Origin of the sequence: Microbispora corallina, from assembly GCF_016863035.1 — a bacterium.
Lineage (GTDB): Bacteria > Actinomycetota > Actinomycetes > Streptosporangiales > Streptosporangiaceae > Microbispora > Microbispora corallina.
In genome coordinates, this window is sequence record NZ_BOOC01000026.1 from 69,601 (window position 1) to 85,568 (window position 15,968).

Here is a 15,968-nt window from a genome sequence, read left to right on the forward strand (position 1 = left end):
GGCGGCCGTTCCATTCGTCGGGGAAGGTGGACGGGCCCATCCGGGCTCCATACGACGGGACGCGCGACATGGCGAAATATCTGGTGCTCATCTACGGCGACGAACGGCAGTGGGCGGCGATGTCCCCGCAGGAGCGGGAGGCGCTCGGCGAGGCCCACCGCGCTTTCTCCGCATCGGCGGGGCCGGCGGTCCTCGACACCCACGAACTGCGGCCGGCGTCCGGCGCGACCACCCTGCACGCCGATCCCGGCGGCCGGGTCGTCATGACCGACGGGCCGTTCCTGGAGACCAAGGAGGCGGTGGGCGGCTACTACCTGATCGACGCGCCCGACCTCGACGAGGTGGTGCGGCTGGCGTCCCGGTTGTACGAGGTCTCCGCCGGGCACAGCGGGGTGGAGATCCGCCAGGTCGTGGAATGATCTCCCGCTGACGGCCGGCACGGCGGTGCGGGCCCGGTGCGGGGCGCGCCCGGTCGCCCCGCCGGCGGGGGAGTGAGCCCCCCTGGGGTCAGTGGACGCTGAAGCCGCCGTCCACGTACACGGCCTGGCCCGTGACGTAGGCGGCGGCGTCGGCGGCGAGGAACACCGCGGCGCCCGCGAAGTCCTCGGGCAGGCCGTTGCGGCCGGTCATCGTCCGGGCGGCCATGGCCTCGGTACGGCCGGGGACGGCCTGGGCCGGCTCGGTGAGGGGGGTGAGCACGAACCCGGGCATGATCGTGTTGCTGGTGACCCCGGCGGCCGACCACGCCTCGGCCTGGGAGCGGGTCAGGCCGCAGATGGCGGCCTTGGACGCGCCGTACACGCCGCTGTCGCCGAACGCGCTGATCGCCTGCTGGGAGCCGACGTTGATGATGCGGCCCCAGCCGCGCGCCGCCATGCGGGGACCGAAATGACCGGCCAGCAGGAAGGGCGCGGTGAGGTTGACCGCGACGGTGACGTCGTAGTCGTCGGGCGTGAGCTCGGCCATCGGGCGGCGGATGTTGACGCCGGCGTCGTTGACCAGGATGTCGATCTCGCCGAAGAAGCCGGGCGCCTCGGCGCAGACGCGGGCGACGGCGGCGCGGTCGCCGAGGTCGGCGCTGACGGCGGCCGCGCGGACGCCGTGGCCGGCGAGGGAGCGGACGGCGGCCTCCAGCCGGTCCTCGTCACGGGCGACCAGCACGACGGCGGCGCCCGCGCGGCCGAGGGCCTCGGCGATCCCGTAACCGATTCCGGAGCTTCCGCCGGTGACGAGGGCGACGCGGCCGGACAGCGAGAAGAGCTTCTCGAGATAGGAGGACATGGCGCCGCAAGCTACCAGCCGCCGCCGGGGACGCCATCGGGGTCCCCCCAGGATATGTAATCTACAATGTAAAGCCGCCCGATTGGTGAAAAACCACCGCACCACCCACCAAATCCATCAACGAGCGGAATCGTCCTCGGCGTGCATCCGGTGCATGGCCTCCTGGATCTTGCGCATGACGTCCTCCATCGTGCGGAGGGTGTCGGTGTCGAGGTGTCCGAGGAGTCTGCGGTAGCGGGTGGTGCCGGCGTCGAGGAGCTCGGCGGTGAGCCGCTGCCCGGCGTCGGTCAGCTCGACCCGGCGGATGCGCCGGTCGTTGGGGTCCTCGCGGCGGGTGGCCAGGCCCTGGGCGACGATGCGGTCCACGATTCCGGTGGTGGTGCCGAGACCGACGCCGAGGTGGCGGGCGAGTTCCTGCCCGGGGGCCGAGCCCCGCATGGACAGGTACATCACGACCTTGAGCTGCTGCATCGTCAGGTTGGACGCCCACAGCGGCATCGACCGGTCGCGGGCGAAGAACCGCCCGAAGCCTCGTTGCAGCTCCGACAGCCGTGCGATGAGCCGCTCCCTCTCGTCGTCGTCGCCGGTCCGGCCTTCGAATTCGGGGGCGGCGCCCGGCTGGGCGGTGTGGTCCGCTCGACTGTCGCTCACGATCACCTCTCGTGGGGAGAGGTTACCAGTAGTTAATGGTGACGCTAAATGTTCGCCCCATGCGAAGTGTTATGGTGGGCCGCACACTTACGCCTATCTCAGGAGATCGCATGACCGCGCTGGCGCGGCTCAGCCTTGCCAACCGCACTCTCGTCATCATGATTGTGCTTGTGCTGGGCGCCTTCGGCGCCTTTGCGATTCCTTCACTGAAGCAGCAGCTGTTCCCCTCCCTCGAGTTCCCGATGGCGTTCGCCGTGGCGTCCTATCCGGGGGCGGCGCCGGAGATCGTGGAGGAGCAGGTCACCAAGCCTATCGAGGGCGCGTTCCAGGGCCTTCCCGGGGTGACGACCATCACCTCCACCTCCAAGGAGGGCAGCGCGCAGGTCCAGGTGGCCTACGAGTACGGCACCGACGTCGACGACGTCGTGAGCAAGATGCAGCAGGCGGTGAACCGGATCAAGCCGCAGCTGCCGTCGGACGTGGACCCGCAGATCGTGTCGGGCGGCACCGACGACATCCCGGTGATGTCCCTCGCGGTGGGCGACGCCGGCGATCCGCACGGCATGTTCGAGAAAATCGAACGGATCATGGTGCCGGAGCTGCAGGCGATCACCGGTGTGCGGGACGTCACGGTGAGCGGCGCCGGGGAGAAGCAGGTGGTCATCACCGCCGACCAGGACGAGCTGAAGAAGCGCGGCCTGTCGGCGTCGGCGATCGCGGACCTGCTGCGGTCGAACGGGGTGGCCATCCCGGCCGGGACGCTGACCGAGGACTCCCGGACGCTGACGGTGCAGACCGGCGACCAGGTCCGCAGTGTGGACGACCTGAGGAACCTGTACCTCGCGCCGGCCGTTCCGGCCACCGCGCTGGGCCAGGCGGGCGGTCAGGCGGGCCGGCAGGGCCTGCCGCAGGGGACGGCCGGTCTCGGTGGCCAGGCCGCGGGCCGGGCCGGGGGGCTGGGGGCCGCCGCGGCGCGGGGCGGCGCGGCTCCCCGGGCGCTGCCGGCGCCGAAGCCGGTGCGGCTGGGCGACGTGGCCGACATCGCGATCAAGGACGCGCCGGCCACGTCGATCACGCGGACCAACGGCGACACCACGCTGGGCGTGGCGATCAGCATGACGGCCGACGGCAACGCCGTGCAGATCTCCCACGACGTGAACGCGAAGCTGCCGGAGCTGACCCGTCAGCTCGGGGACGTGGCGCAGCTGACCGTGGTGTTCGACCAGGCGCCGTACGTCGAGCGGTCGATCGAGGACCTGACGACCGAGGGCCTGCTGGGCCTGGCGTTCGCGGTCCTGGTCATTCTGGTGTTCCTGCTGTCGGTGCGGTCGACGCTGGTGACGGCCGTGTCGATCCCGGTGTCGGTGGTCGTCGCGCTGATCGCGCTGTGGCTCGGCGACTACTCGCTGAACCTGCTGACGCTGGGCGCGCTGACCATCGCGGTGGGCCGGGTGGTGGACGACTCGATCGTGGTGCTGGAGAACATCAAGCGCCATCTCGGGTACGGCGAGGAGAAACGGCGGGCGATCCTCACCGCGGTCCGGGAGGTGTCGGGCGCGGTGACGGCCTCGACGCTGACGACGGTGGCGGTGTTCCTGCCGATCGCGTTCGTGGGCGGCCTGGTGGGCCAGCTGTTCGGCCCGTTCTCGATCACGGTGACGGTGGCGCTGCTGGCGTCGCTGTTCGTCGCGCTGACCGTCATCCCGGTCCTGGCGTACTGGTTCCTGAAGACGCCGGACCTGACGCCGCAGGAGGCGGAGGCCGTCCGGGAGGAGGCCGAGCGCAGGGAGCTGCGCAGCCCGTTGCAGCGGGCGTACCTGCCGGTGCTGCGGTTCGCGACGCGGCGGCGGTTCGTCACGCTGCTGATCGGGCTCGTGGTTTTCGTCGGCACGATGGGGCTGGCGCCGCGGCTGAAGACGAACTTCCTCGACAACTCGGGCAACAACACCACGCAGATCAGCCAGCGGATGCCGGCCGGGACCGACCTGGCGACGACCGACGCGGCGGCCAAGCAGATCGAGACGGTGCTGCGGTCGACGTCCGGGGTGAAGTCGTACCAGGTGACGGTCGGCGGCGGGAACCGGCTGTTCGGCGGGCTGGGCGGCGGCTCGGACCGGGCGTCGTACTCCATCACGCTGGACGACGGCGTGGACACCGCGGCGGTGGAGGAGGGCCTGCGCACCCGGCTGAAGACGCTGCAGAGCATCGGGGACGTGACGGTCGGCGCCCAGGGCGGCGGCGGGTTCAACTCCGACCAGGTGCAGGTCATCCTCCAGGGGTCGGACACGACCACGCTGAAGACGGCGGCGGCGAGCGTGCGCGACGCGATGGCGGAGGTCTCCGGGCTGCGCGACGTGTCGTCCAACCTGGAGGACAGCGCTCCGCGGGTCGAGGTCCACGTCAACCGGGAGAAGGCGGCGGCCAAGGGCCTGACGGAGGCGGCGGTCGGGCAGGCGGTCGCGCAGGCGTTCCGCGGCGCCACGATCGGCTCGCTCGACGTGGACGGCCGCTCCAGCGACGTCGTGCTGCGGCAGGGGGAGGCCCCGGCCGACCTGACCGCGATCCGGAAGCTGGAGCTGCCGGCGGCGTCCGGGACGGTGCGGCTGAGCGACGTCGCCGACGTCGTGAAGGCCGACGGCCCGACGCAGATCACCCGCCAGGACGGCGACCGGACGGCCACGGTGTCGGGCGCGGCGGACGCGTCCAACCTCGGCGCGATCACCTCGAAGGTCACCGACCGGTTGAACGCGATGACGCTGCCGGACGGGGTGAGCTGGAAGATCGGCGGCGCGAGCTCCGACCAGCAGGACGCGTTCCGCGACCTCGGCCTGGCCATGCTGCTGGCCATCGCGATCGTCTTCATGATCATGGTGGCGACGTTCCGCAGCCTGGTGCAGCCGCTGATCCTGCTGGTGTCGATCCCGTTCGCGGCGACCGGCGCGATCGGCCTGCTGCTGCTCACGGACACGGCGCTGGGCGTGCCCGCGCTGATCGGCATGCTGATGCTGATCGGCATCGTGGTGACCAACGCGATCGTGCTGATCGACCTGATCAACCAGTACCGGGAGCAGGGCCTGGGGGTCGTGGAGGCGGTCCTGGAGGGCGGCAGGCGGCGTCTGCGGCCGATCCTGATGACCGCGATCGCGACGATCTGCGCGCTGACGCCGATGGCGCTGGGCGTGACGGGGTCGGGCGGGTTCATCTCGCGGCCGCTGGCGATCGTGGTGATCGGCGGGCTGATCTCGTCCACGCTGCTGACGCTGGTGCTGGTGCCGACGCTGTACACGCTGGTCGAGCGGGCGAAGGAGCGCCTGCGGCGCACGCCCAAGCCGCCCGCCGGGGACGCCGACGTGAAGGTGTACGACAAGGAGGCGCTGACTCCTGCCGGCTGACTCCTGCCGGGTCATTCCCTGGCGGCCGCCCCGCCCGCGTGACCGGGGTGGCCGCCGGGACCGATGAGTCTCCCGCCCGCCGGCCGTCGTACCCTACGTGGACATCGACGACCGGCGGGGACGGGTGCGGATGGCGGGCGAGGACGGGCGGCGCGGGGACGCGGAGCAGGGGCTCGCCGAGGCGGCCCGTGCGGGCGACGAGGCGGCCTTCGCCACGCTGACCGAACGGTACCGGCGGGAGATCCAGCTGCACTGCTACCGGATGCTCGGGTCGCTGGAGGACGCCGAGGACCTGGTGCAGGAGACGCTGCTGCGGGCCTGGCGGGGCCGGGCCACGTTCGAGGGCCGTTCGACGTTCCGCGCCTGGCTGTACCGGATCGCCACCAACGCCTGCCTGGACGCGCTGGAACGGCGGCCGCGCCGGGTGCTGCCCCACCACCTGCGGCCGCCGTCGGACCCGTCGCAGCCGCTGCCGCCGCGGACCGACGTGCCGTGGCTGCAGCCGTACCCGGACCTGCTGCTGGAGGGGATCGCGGCGGGCGGCGACAGCCCCGACGGAGCGGTCGTGGCCAGGGAGACGGTCGAGCTGGCGTTCCTGGCCGCATTGCAGCACCTGCCGCCGCGGCAGCGGGCGGTGCTGGTGCTGCGGGACGTCCTCGGCCACCCGGCGGGGGAGACGGCGGCGCTGCTGGAGGCCAGCGTGGCGGCGGTCAACAGCGCCCTGCAGCGGGCCCGGGCCACGCTGAAGGAGCACCTGCCGCAACGGCGGCTCGACTGGGCGCCCACGTCCGGCCCCACCCAGGGGGAGCGGGAGGTGCTGCGCCGGCTGATGGCGGCCTACGAGCGGGCCGACGCCGCCGCGGTGGCCGGGCTGCTGGCCGAGGACGCGCGGGCGACGATGCCGCCGTACCCGATGTGGTTCCAGGGCCGCGACCCCATCGTGCGGGCGCTGGCCGAGAGCTTCGACCCGGCCTCGCCCAACTACCAGGGCCGGTTCCGGATGGTCGCGGTGGGGGCGAACCTGCAGCCGGCGGTCGCCGCCTACGTGCGCCGCCCGTCCGACGAGGGGTACCCGGCGTTCGGCGTGTCGGTCCTGCGGATCGAGGCGGGGCTGGTGGTGGAGTTCACCGCGTTCGGCCCCGAGCTGTTCCCGGCGTTCGGCCTGCCGCCCGAACTGGACCGATGAGTTCCGGGACGGGGGGCCGTCGTACGAGGTGAACGGCAACCCCGGCGGAAGGCGGATCACCATGACCGACGGCATCGTCCTGTGGCACGTCACGATGTCCCTGGACGGCTTCATCACCGGTCCCGGCGACGCGATGGACTGGATCTCGGGCCACTCCGGGCCCAACCCCGAGGTGGACGAGGTCCTCACGACGACCGGCGCGGTGCTCGCGGGCCGGCGCAGCCACGACGTCGGCGCGGGACGCGGCCACCGGTTGTACGGCGGGGCCTGGGAGGGGCCGGTGTTCGTCCTCACCCACCGCCCGGCGAACCCGTACCCGGGGGTCACGTTCCTCACCTGCGGGGTGAGGGAGGCGGTGGAGACGGCGCTGGCCGCGGCCGGAGGCGGGAACGTGGTCCTGGTCGGCGCCGACCTCGCCCGCCAGTGCCTCGCCGAGGGACTGGTCGGCGAGATCCTCGTCCACGTGGCGCCCGTCCTGCTCGGCGACGGCGTCCGCCTCCACGAGGCCGCGGGGACGCGGCGGGTGACCCTCGACACGGCCGGCGTGAACCGGGCGGGCGGCGTCGCCAACCTGCGCTACCGCGTCCGCCGGGAGGTCCCCGCGGGCCGCGACCACCCGTGGGCTCAATAGACTGGGCCAACGTGAGTGCGAAGCCGCGTATCCCGAATGTCCTGGCCACCCGCTACGCGTCCGCGGAGCTGGCCCGCCTGTGGTCCCCGGAGCACAAGGTCGTGCTCGAACGCCGGCTGTGGCTGGCCGTCCTGCGGGCCCAGGCCGACCTCGGGATCGACGTGCCCGAGCAGGCGGTCGCCGACTACGAGAAGGTCGTCGACCAGGTCGACCTCGCCTCGATCGCCGAGCGCGAACGGGTCACCCGGCACGACGTGAAGGCCCGCATCGAGGAGTTCAACGCCCTGGCCGGGCACGAGCAGGTCCACAAGGGCATGACCTCGCGCGACCTCACGGAGAACGTCGAGCAGCTGCAGATCCGCGACAGCCTGCTGCTGGTGCGCGGCCGGGTCGTGGCGCTGCTCGCCCGGCTCGGCCGCCTGGCCGCCGAGCACACCGCCACGGTCATGGCGGGCCGCTCCCACAACGTCGCCGCCCAGGCGACAACGCTGGGCAAGCGGTTCGCCACCACGGCCGACGAGCTGATCGTGGCGTTCGAACGCCTGGAGGACCTGATCGGCCGCTACCCACTGCGCGGCGTGAAGGGCCCGGTCGGCACCGCCCAGGACATGCTCGACCTGCTGGGCGGCACGGACCGGCTCGCCGAACTGGAGGACCGTGTGGCCGCCCACCTCGGGTTCGCCCGCCGCTTCACCAGCGTCGGCCAGGTCTACCCGCGCTCGCTCGACTACGACGTCCTGACCGCGCTGGTGCAGCTGGCCGCCGCGCCGTCGTCGCTGGCCAAGACGATCCGCCTGATGGCGGGGCACGAACTGGTCACCGAGGGCTTCAAGGAGGGCCAGGTCGGATCGTCGGCCATGCCCCACAAGATGAACACCCGCTCCTGCGAGCGGGTCAACGGCCTGACCGTCGTGCTGCGCGGCTACGCGTCGATGGCCGGGGAGCTGGCGGGGGACCAGTGGAACGAGGGCGACGTGTCCTGCTCCGTGGTGCGCCGGGTCGCCCTGCCGGACGCGTTCTTCGCCTTCGACGGGCTGGCTGAGACGATGCTCACCGTGCTCGACGAGTTCGGCGCGTTCCCGGCCGTGATCGAGGCCGAGCTCGACCGCTACCTGCCGTTCCTGTCGACCACGAAGATGCTGATGGCCGCCGTGCGCGCCGGGGTCGGCCGCGAGACCGCCCACGAGATCATCAAGGAGCACGCGGTCGCCTCCGCCCTGGCCATGCGCTCCCGGGGCGCGGCCAACGAGCTGCTCGACCGGCTGGCCGCCGACGACCGCTTCCCCCTCGTCCGCGCCGACCTGGACGCCCTGCTCGCCGACCGGATCTCCTTCACCGGAGCCGCGGCCGGTCAGGTCGCCGCCGTGGTCGAGCGGATCGGGGAGATCACCGCCCGCTACCCGGACGAGGCCGCGTACGCGCCCGGCGCGATCCTGTAGTGCGCGAGCTGTTCACCGTCGCCGAGGTGGAGGACGCCTGCGGCGGCGACGACCTGATCGTATGGGCCGCGCAGGGCATGCGGCCGGGTGTGCGGGCCTTCGCCCACGGGGACGGCGTCGCCGTCGCCAGCCCCCGCGCGTCCCGCCGCGACCGTCTCGCCGTACGGGGGGGCACGGCCGACGTGGCCGCCCTCGTCCGGCACGCCCTGGCCGAGGTGGGCCCGTCGTACCGGCCGTTCGGCGACGCCGCGCTCGTGGCGGAGGTCGCGCGGGCCGTGCCGGAACTGGCGTTCACCGCCGGGTTCTCCTGGATGACCACCACACGCCTGGCGGACCGGACGGACCGGGACGCCGGCGGGGCGCGCTGGCTCGACCCGGGGGAGGAGCCCGAGGTGACCGACCTGCTCACCTCGGCCAACCCCGACTCCTACGCCGTGCCGGGACTCCCGCGGGTACGCCGGTGGGCCGGGATCCGCGACGCCGGGGGACGGCTGCTCGCGGTCGCGGCCGACGCCTGGTCGGCCCCCACGGTCGGCCTGCTCGCCGGCGTGGCCACCGCCGCCGAGGCCCGCGGGCGCGGGCTGGGGGAGCGGGTGTGCCGCTTTGTTGCCCGGGCCCTGCTGGACGAGCACGGCCGGGCGTCGCTGATGGTCGACGACGACAACCGGGCGGCCATCGGGGTCTACGCCCGGCTCGGCTTCGCCCGGCGCCGTGTCGCGGCCGCCGCCGTCCCTGACTGACGGGGTCCTGCGCCGTCCTCGCGGCGGTCAGGCGCTGACGGGGTCCTTACGGCGGTCGGGGCGGGGCGGGGCCGGGCCGTCCCGCGCCGCGGTCAGGCCGCCCGGGACGGCCCGGCCCGGTGCGGGCGCAGCCCGTCGAGCCCGTTCAGTCCGTTCAGTCCGTTGAGCACGGCGGGCAGGTCGGTCAGCGTGGTCACCCGCGTCACCGACGCCGGCGCCGCGTCGCGGCGGTAGCGGTCCAGCCAGACGCCGTGCATGCCGACCCTGGTCGGCCCGACGGCGTCGAGCATGAGGTTGTCGCCCACCAGCAGCACCTCCTGGGGGCGCAGCCCGAGCTTCGCGGCCGCCTCCAGGTAGCACTCGGCTGCCGGCTTGAAGTTGCCGCCCAGCGCGTCGGGCGTCAGGACCGGGTCGAGCCGGTCGAGCAGCCCGATGCGGCGCAGCTTCGCCTCCTGCTGCACCGGGGTCCCGTTGGTCAGCACCCCGAGCGTCAGCCCCCGGCCCTCCAGCGCGTCCAGCGTCGCGGCGGCGTCCGGGAAGGCCGTCCACGCGTCCTCGTAGTGCAGGAGGAACTCGCCGTACGCCGCGTCGAGGTCGGCCGGGACGGGCAGGCAGAGCCGGCCGCAGAACTCGCGGAGCCGCCTGCGGCGCTGTTCGGCGAACGAGCACTCGCCGGCGTGCCAGGCCGGCAGATGCTTGTCCTCCAGGTCCAGCCACAGCGCGGGGGTCTCCATCAGCAGCTCGTGGCCGGGGCTGAGCGCCTCCGTCCAGCGGGTCGCGGCGTAGGCGACCGCCCGCCGATGATCGAAAAGGGTCTCGTCGAGGTCGAACAGAATGGCCCTGATCACGAACACCAATCCTTGACAGGGACTGTTTCGGCCGCGTTTCCGCTTGATGAAACCCCGACTCCTTCCTGACCGGAGATGACAGGTAGGTTTTTTCCTACGTATTATGGGGCGCATGGACACCAGCGACGCGCCCGGAGGTGTGCCGTGACGACGACGGTCGAGGCCCCGGAAGACCGCGTCTTCGCCGCCCTGGCCAGCCCCGTCCGCCGCGAGGTGCTGCGCCTGCTCCGCGAGGAGGGCCCCCAGCCCGTACGGCGGCTGGCCGGCCACTTCGACATGACCCGGCCCAGCTTCTCCGAGCACCTGCGCGTGCTGCGCGAAGCCGGACTGGTCAGCGAGCGCAAGGTCGGCCGCGAACGGCTCTACCGGCTGGAGGCGGTGCCGCTCACCCAGGTGCGGGAGTGGCTCACCCCCTACGAGCGGTTCTGGCGCGAACGCCTGGCCGGCCTGCGCGACCTGCTCGACACCATGGACGACGGGGACGACAGGGACGGCGGCGACGAACACCCCGGAGCCGTGCAGGACGGCCCCGCAAGCACCCGGAATCAGGAGGACACCCGATGACCCACGACGACGACCCGACCGTGCTGCGCGTCGACCAGTTCCTGGCCCACCCGCCCGCCCGCGTGTGGCGCGCCCTCACCGAGCCCGACCTGCTCGCGCAGTGGCTCATGCCCGGCGACTTCCGCCTCGAGGTCGGCCACCGGTACACGATGCACACCACACCCAGGCCCGGCACCGGCTTCTCCGGCGTCGTCCAGGCCGAGGTGCTGGCCTTCGAACCCCAGCGCATGCTCCGCCTGTCCTGGCAGGACGGCGACCCCGCCAACCCCAGCGGCTCCGACTGGACCATCACCTGGACCCTGGAACCCGAAGGCCGGGGCACCCGCCTGTTCCTCCTGCACGAGGGCTTCGACCCCGACAACGAACTGCAGCGCCGCGCCCACTCGATCATGGGGGAGGGCTGGCGCGCGATGACCAGCCGAAGCCTGGTCGCCGTCCTCGACCGGCTGGCCGCCCCGGCCCGCTGAACCCCGCCGTCCCGGTCTCCGTACGGCAGGGGAGCGGGGCGGGGCGCCCCTCGGACATTGCCGGCTCGGCGGTGGCGGTGCGGTGGTAGTGGTGGGCCGGGGGCGGTTGTGCGCCGGTGCGCGGGCGGCATCAGGATCGGCACCGGAGAGAGGCGGGGCCGCCCCTCGGACGGCGGCGGCGCACCGGGCGGCATCGGCGCCCGCTCGGGCGCCGGGCGGCATCGGCTGCCCGAGCGAGGCCGGGCCCCCCACACGTCCTCGCTCCAGCAGCCGCCCGTCCACGGCAGCCGTCCGTCGCCGTCAGCCGTCCGGGGGAGTGAACCCCCGGGGGAGTGAACCGTCAGGCGTGCCGCTCCGCGTTGGCCACGATGGCGTCGCGGACGTACCCGCTCAGACCCTCGGCCACGTTCTCGTAGTTGGCCGCGAACCGGGGGTCGGCCACGTACATCTCGCCGAGACCCCGGTGCATCTCATACGAGCAGTCGTAGAACCAGCGCGTGATGTGGGCGCGGTGCCGCTCGGCCGTGTCCGTCACCCGCTCACCCCCGGCCGGCTCCCCGGCCGCGTACGCCGCCGCGAACTCCCGCAGGATCTCCCCGGCCTCGCCCGTGATCGTCTTCCAGTCGTCCTTGGTGTACCGGGCGGTCCGGCGACGGCTCTGCTCGAACGCGTCGGTGCCGCCCCACCGCTCCTCGACCTCCTCCGCGTGCTCATCCGGATCGAAGTCGCCGAAAACCTCGAACCGCTCCTCAGGCGTCAGATCGATGCCCATCGTGTGCGCCTCCATGGCCCTCTCGACCGCCGCCGCCATCGCCTCCAGACGACCGATCCGCCGCCGCAGCAGCTCGTGCTGACGCCGCAGGTGCGTCAGTGGATCGGCGCCAGGCTCGTCGAGGATGGCGGTGATCTCTTCCAGGGAGAACCCGAGCTCCCGGTAGAACAGCACCTGCTGCAGGCGCTCCACGTCGCGGTCCGTATACCGCCGATAGCCCGCAGACGTGCGCTCTCCCGGCGACAGCAGACCGATCTCGTCGTAGTGGTGCAACGTCCGCACGGTGACCCCGGCGAAACGGGCGAGCTGCCCGACCGAGTAGCCCATGGCCCTCCTCCATTCCGCCGCCCAGCCTCCGGCCTGCCGTTACGTGAGGGTCAAGCCGCCGAACCATCATCGTGGTGTGCGGCCCTCCCGCCGTGGCCGCCGCCGCGGCCGCCGTCCTGGCCGCCGTCCTGGCCGCCGTCCTGGCCGCCGTCGTCGTCGCGGTCGTACCCGCCCGCCCGGTGGCCGGCCGAGAGGTGGCTGGCTACCACCAGAGCGCCCTCGGCGATTGGGGAGGCGTCGACGCCGCCTAACGGGTGACAGCGTCCCGTCGCGGGCGCTCAGCCCGGGCCGTCGGCGGTCTCCGGCGGTCGCCGCCCGTCCCGCCGCCGTAACAGCGGATGGGACCCCATCGCCACCTCCAGCTCCCCGGGCAGATCGTCCCGATAGCGGCCCAGCGTCGACAGGTCGCTGTGCCCCAGCACCCGCCGTACCGCGTCCATGTCGGTGCCGTCGGCCAGCAGGTGCGTCGCCGTGGTGTGCCGCAGCCCGTGGGGGGTCACCTCCCGCCGCCGCCCCGGCTCCACCAGCCGCTGCACCCGGTCGATCACCCCCTGCACGTCGCCCCGGGCCAGCCGCCTGCCCCGCCACGACAGCAGCAGCGCCTTCTCCTCCTCGCCGGCCGGCCGCACCGCCAGGTACGCGTCGAGGGCACGCGCGACGTCGTCGGGCAGGGGGACATCCCTCGTCCTGCCGCCCTTGCCGAAGATCCGCCAGTAACGCACGCCGTCGTTGGTGTAGAAGTCCTCCACGTTGGCCCGCACCAGCTCCGACACCCGGGGCCCGAGCGTGGCCAGCAGCAGCACGACCAGCGCGTCCCGGACCTCCGTCCGCTGGTCCCGGCGCTGCCGCTGCCGCCCCGGCTCCGCCGGCCCCGCAGGCCGCGGGGGAGGGGAGTGGCCCTCGGACCCCGGGTCGAGAGGGGCACGCGCCGCCGCGATCAGCCCCTCGGCCTGCTCCTTCGTCAGCGCCCGCCGCTCCGGGCGCAACCCGCCCCGCTCCCTGGCCGTCACCGACGAGGCCGCCATCGGGTCGAGGTGCACCCAGCCCACCGCGGCCGCGTGCCGGAACAGCGCGGACACCGACCGCCGGAACCGCGCCTGTGACGCCGGGCTCTGCACCCCGGCGCCCGGTGCCGTACGCCGGTCCTCCGGCCTTCGCCGCTCGTCGGGCTTGCGGGCGAACGCCAGCAGCACCGCGTCGACGTCCTCGCCTGTCAGGTCGTCGAGCACCCGCCCCGGGCCCGCCAGCCGGACGAAGGTCGCGACATCACGTGCGTACACCTCCGCCGTCGCGGGGGACAGGGCGCCGGTCGACGTCCTCGCCCGGACCAGCTCCACGTACCGATCCGCGGCCTCCTCCACGGTCAGCCGGTTCACCTGAGCGGGCAGCATGATCGACACCGTACTCCCCGCCACCGACAAACCGGCCCCGAGCACGGGCTCACCGCGGGCTCACACGTACGCCACGAGGGCCGACGGAGGCGATCGCCTGCGCAACCGGCCGGACCGTACTGGTCAGGGACGCCGGGTCACAGCGTGTCGACGAAGGTCTCCGCCTCGGTCTGCCCCATCCCGGTCTCGCCCCGGACCAGGTACACCGCCTGCTCCGTCCGGCCCGCCGCCTTGAGCTCACGCACGCGGCTCGCCAGGTCCGACTGGCCGTGCCCCGCCGGCATCGGCAGCGGGTTGCCGGACCCGAGCGTGTCGGCCACCGCCTTGGCCTCCTTCAGGCCGAGGCCGGTCTGCTCCCGCACCAGCTTGATGGCCTCGATCTTCCGTCCCTCGGCGTACAGCTCCCGTACGCGGAGCTGCAGCTCCGCCGAGATCGGGGGCAGCAGCCCAGGGCTGCGCCAGGCCAGCGGACCCGCCGGCCGGGCGCCGGCACGAGCGGCGATCAGCACGATCGCCACCAGGAACACCAGTGCGACCGCACTCAGGATCAGGATCTCGGGTAGGCCGATCGTCATGCGGTGATCGTACGGCTTTCACCACTTTCAGACAGTCCCCGCGAGGAGAGAAGATCACGAACCGTGATGACGACGTCGCGAGCCTCCGCGAGCGTGACCTGAGGGCAGGGAGGGTGGCGACTCTCATACCCAACAGAATTCACCTTCTGTCTGGTATGAGGCTTTTGTCCCTTTAGGGGTCCGGGAGCCGGCGTGCGTGCCGGTCGCACGTACCCAAGCTAACCCTGGCGGGCGTTCGTGGATTGGCGTGGACCGGCGTGCCGGCTGGTTCCGGGTTTCCGCCGCCTCTCGGAGCCCGGCTCTTCAAGATCGTTTTATATGTGTCGGTCCGGGACATCGTCGTCACACGTCTTGTCGAAACTCGCGGCTCGCGCGCTGCCTTAGCCGGCGATCGTGTGCTGTGTCCGTGCGCGTAAATGACACGTGTCGAGGCATCTGATTGAGCGCTCTGAATCGAGGCCGATCCCCTCTTCTGGCGTCGTTCTCATTGCTCGATAATGAACGTTATGTCAAGTAAAAACACCGGGATCCCCCCTCTGCCGGGAACCTGAAGCCGTCGTCGATCGTGCTCACCGCCGTCATCGTCGGCATCCGAGTACCGCGCCTGGACTCCGGGCGACCCCGCACCCGCCCCTACCGGGTGCTGGCCGACAAGCGTGCCGTATCAGGGAACGTTCGCCCGGTGGTGCTGGTCGGTTCCTCTGACAGCCCGGCGGGGTCAGCGAAGGCGCTGGTTGCGTTCCACGTCCCCGAGGCCTGTGCGCTCGATCTGATTCTTGATCAACTGAAGAGGAACCTTGCGCCGGAGTGCATCAGTACATATCTTGCCGATGTATCGGCGCGATACGTCGGACGGCACAGTACGCGGCCCAGGTCCCGTTAGTTCTAGCCGGCCGCCCACGGAGCTGCGTACCTGGCAGAGACCGCGTGCGAAAGGGGCTGCGATGAGGCGGACCGACTACGACACGGAGCAATACCAGGACTACGCGCGCGGCCGCGCGCTCACCGAGCAGCAACTGCAGGCATGGATCGACGCGTTCGGAGCTCTCCTGCCTGAGCGGCGTCCCCTGGCCGGGCTGGATGTGGGTTCGGGGACCGGCAGGTTCACTCCCGCGCTGGCACGAGCGTTCGGGCCGGTGACCGGCGTCGAGCCGTCGGTCCGCATGCGCGAGGTAGCGCAGGCGCAGGCCCGGCATCCCGGTGTGCGATATCTGGCAGGCTCTGCCGAGGACATTCCGGTGTCGTCCGGCAGCGTCGACTACGCCGTCATGTTGCAGGTTTGGCACCACGTCCAGGACAAGCCGCGGGCAGTCCGGGAACTGGCCAGGGTGCTCAGGCCCGCTGGGCGGCTGCTACTGCGTGCCGGATTCAGCGATCACATGCCCAGGATCTGGTGGCTGGAGCACTTCCCCCGCGGCCATGAGGTGGACGCCTCGTTGTTTCAGCCGCTGCACGAGGTCATCGAGACATTCACGTCGGCCGGCTGGCGCGTGGCCAGCTTCGGAACGGTGACGGAGCCGTCCTCCGGCACCCGCGGTGACCTGTTCGAACGGCTGCGCCTGCGCACCTATTCGGTCTTCGCTCACTTCACTCCCGACGAACTGGAGGCCGGTTTCCGCCGCCTGGAGCAGGCTGTCGCCGCAGATCCCGACGCGCCAGCGCCGGCAGCTCGTGCGACCCTGCTCACGCTCGAACGGCGCTAGG

Annotated in this window: 16 protein-coding genes; 10 read left to right on the forward strand and 6 right to left on the reverse strand. The window is 72.4% G+C overall.

Going from position 1 to position 15,968, the window contains the following annotated elements:
• Window positions 1–68: 68 nt before the first annotated feature.
• A complete protein-coding gene (locus Mco01_RS24215) occupies window positions 69–419 on the forward strand; it encodes a YciI family protein (protein WP_204059197.1) in 351 nt (116 codons plus the stop codon).
• A gap of 88 nt (window positions 420–507) precedes the next feature.
• Here Mco01_RS24215 and Mco01_RS24220 read toward each other — a convergent pair whose 3' ends face one another.
• Together Mco01_RS24220 and Mco01_RS24225 are read right to left on the reverse strand one after the other, a co-directional pair.
• Window positions 508–1,281: an SDR family NAD(P)-dependent oxidoreductase gene (locus Mco01_RS24220; protein WP_204059198.1), complete on the reverse strand. Its 774-nt coding sequence runs from the start codon at window positions 1,279–1,281 to the stop codon at window positions 508–510.
• Window positions 1,282–1,398: 117 nt separating this feature from the next.
• Window positions 1,399–1,932: a MarR family winged helix-turn-helix transcriptional regulator gene (locus tag Mco01_RS24225; protein WP_239103877.1), complete on the reverse strand. Its 534-nt coding sequence runs from the start codon at window positions 1,930–1,932 to the stop codon at window positions 1,399–1,401.
• A gap of 110 nt (window positions 1,933–2,042) precedes the next feature.
• Here Mco01_RS24225 and Mco01_RS24230 point away from each other — a divergent pair, with 110 nt between their 5' ends.
• The 5 genes from Mco01_RS24230 (at window position 2,043) to Mco01_RS24250 (ending at window position 9,320) form a co-directional block, all read left to right on the forward strand.
• Window positions 2,043–5,324 carry an efflux RND transporter permease subunit gene (locus Mco01_RS24230; protein ID WP_204059199.1) on the forward strand — a complete coding sequence of 1,094 codons (3,282 nt, stop codon included), beginning with the start codon at window positions 2,043–2,045 and terminating at the stop codon, window positions 5,322–5,324.
• Between the two features lie 97 nt (window positions 5,325–5,421).
• Window positions 5,422–6,510 (forward strand): sigma-70 family RNA polymerase sigma factor, encoded by a 1,089-nt coding sequence (locus tag Mco01_RS24235; RefSeq protein ID WP_239103878.1) that lies wholly within the window; start codon window positions 5,422–5,424, stop codon window positions 6,508–6,510.
• Window positions 6,511–6,571: 61 nt separating this feature from the next.
• On the forward strand, window positions 6,572–7,141 hold the full coding sequence (locus tag Mco01_RS24240; RefSeq protein ID WP_204059200.1) for a dihydrofolate reductase family protein: 570 nt from the start codon (window positions 6,572–6,574) through the stop codon (window positions 7,139–7,141).
• 11 nt (window positions 7,142–7,152) lie between these two features.
• The gene (purB, locus tag Mco01_RS24245; protein ID WP_204059201.1) at window positions 7,153–8,580 is read left to right on the forward strand and encodes an adenylosuccinate lyase; all 1,428 of its coding nucleotides are present in this window, start codon (window positions 7,153–7,155) and stop codon (window positions 8,578–8,580) included.
• Entirely contained in the window at window positions 8,580–9,320 is a 741-nt protein-coding gene (locus Mco01_RS24250; protein ID WP_204059202.1) for a GNAT family N-acetyltransferase, read from the forward strand. The genes purB and Mco01_RS24250 overlap by 1 nt, the downstream gene beginning before the upstream one ends.
• A 92-nt stretch (window positions 9,321–9,412) precedes the next feature.
• On the opposite strand, the gene Mco01_RS24255 is transcribed toward Mco01_RS24250, so the two are convergent.
• On the reverse strand, window positions 9,413–10,168 hold the full coding sequence (locus Mco01_RS24255) for an HAD family hydrolase (protein ID WP_204059203.1): 756 nt from the start codon (window positions 10,166–10,168) through the stop codon (window positions 9,413–9,415).
• A 144-nt stretch (window positions 10,169–10,312) separates the two neighbouring features.
• On the opposite strand from Mco01_RS24255, the gene Mco01_RS24260 reads away from it, so the two are divergent.
• The gene (locus tag Mco01_RS24260) at window positions 10,313–10,732 is read left to right on the forward strand and encodes an ArsR/SmtB family transcription factor (protein ID WP_239103879.1); all 420 of its coding nucleotides are present in this window, start codon (window positions 10,313–10,315) and stop codon (window positions 10,730–10,732) included.
• Complete coding sequence (locus Mco01_RS24265; RefSeq protein ID WP_204059205.1) at window positions 10,729–11,199, forward strand: SRPBCC family protein; 471 nt, start codon at window positions 10,729–10,731, stop codon at window positions 11,197–11,199. Before Mco01_RS24260 ends, Mco01_RS24265 begins: the two co-directional genes overlap by 4 nt.
• Window positions 11,200–11,539: 340 nt before the next feature.
• On the opposite strand, the gene Mco01_RS24270 is transcribed toward Mco01_RS24265, so the two are convergent.
• Window positions 11,540–12,298, reverse strand: coding sequence for a MerR family transcriptional regulator (locus Mco01_RS24270; RefSeq protein WP_204059206.1), 759 nt, complete (start codon window positions 12,296–12,298; stop codon window positions 11,540–11,542).
• 74 nt (window positions 12,299–12,372) lie between these two features.
• On the opposite strand from Mco01_RS24270, the gene Mco01_RS24275 reads away from it, so the two are divergent.
• On the forward strand, window positions 12,373–12,549 hold the full coding sequence (locus Mco01_RS24275; protein WP_204059207.1) for a hypothetical protein: 177 nt from the start codon (window positions 12,373–12,375) through the stop codon (window positions 12,547–12,549).
• Window positions 12,550–12,576: 27 nt separating this feature from the next.
• On the opposite strand, the gene Mco01_RS24280 is transcribed toward Mco01_RS24275, so the two are convergent.
• Together Mco01_RS24280 and Mco01_RS24285 are read right to left on the reverse strand one after the other, a co-directional pair.
• Window positions 12,577–13,689, reverse strand: coding sequence for a tyrosine-type recombinase/integrase (locus tag Mco01_RS24280; protein WP_204059208.1), 1,113 nt, complete (start codon window positions 13,687–13,689; stop codon window positions 12,577–12,579).
• A 137-nt stretch (window positions 13,690–13,826) separates the two neighbouring features.
• Window positions 13,827–14,264 carry a ribosomal protein L7/L12 gene (locus tag Mco01_RS24285; RefSeq protein ID WP_204059209.1) on the reverse strand — a complete coding sequence of 146 codons (438 nt, stop codon included), beginning with the start codon at window positions 14,262–14,264 and terminating at the stop codon, window positions 13,827–13,829.
• A 944-nt stretch (window positions 14,265–15,208) separates the two neighbouring features.
• Here Mco01_RS24285 and Mco01_RS24290 point away from each other — a divergent pair.
• Window positions 15,209–15,967, forward strand: coding sequence for a class I SAM-dependent methyltransferase (locus Mco01_RS24290; protein ID WP_204059210.1), 759 nt, complete (start codon window positions 15,209–15,211; stop codon window positions 15,965–15,967).
• Window position 15,968: the final 1 nt, after the last annotated feature.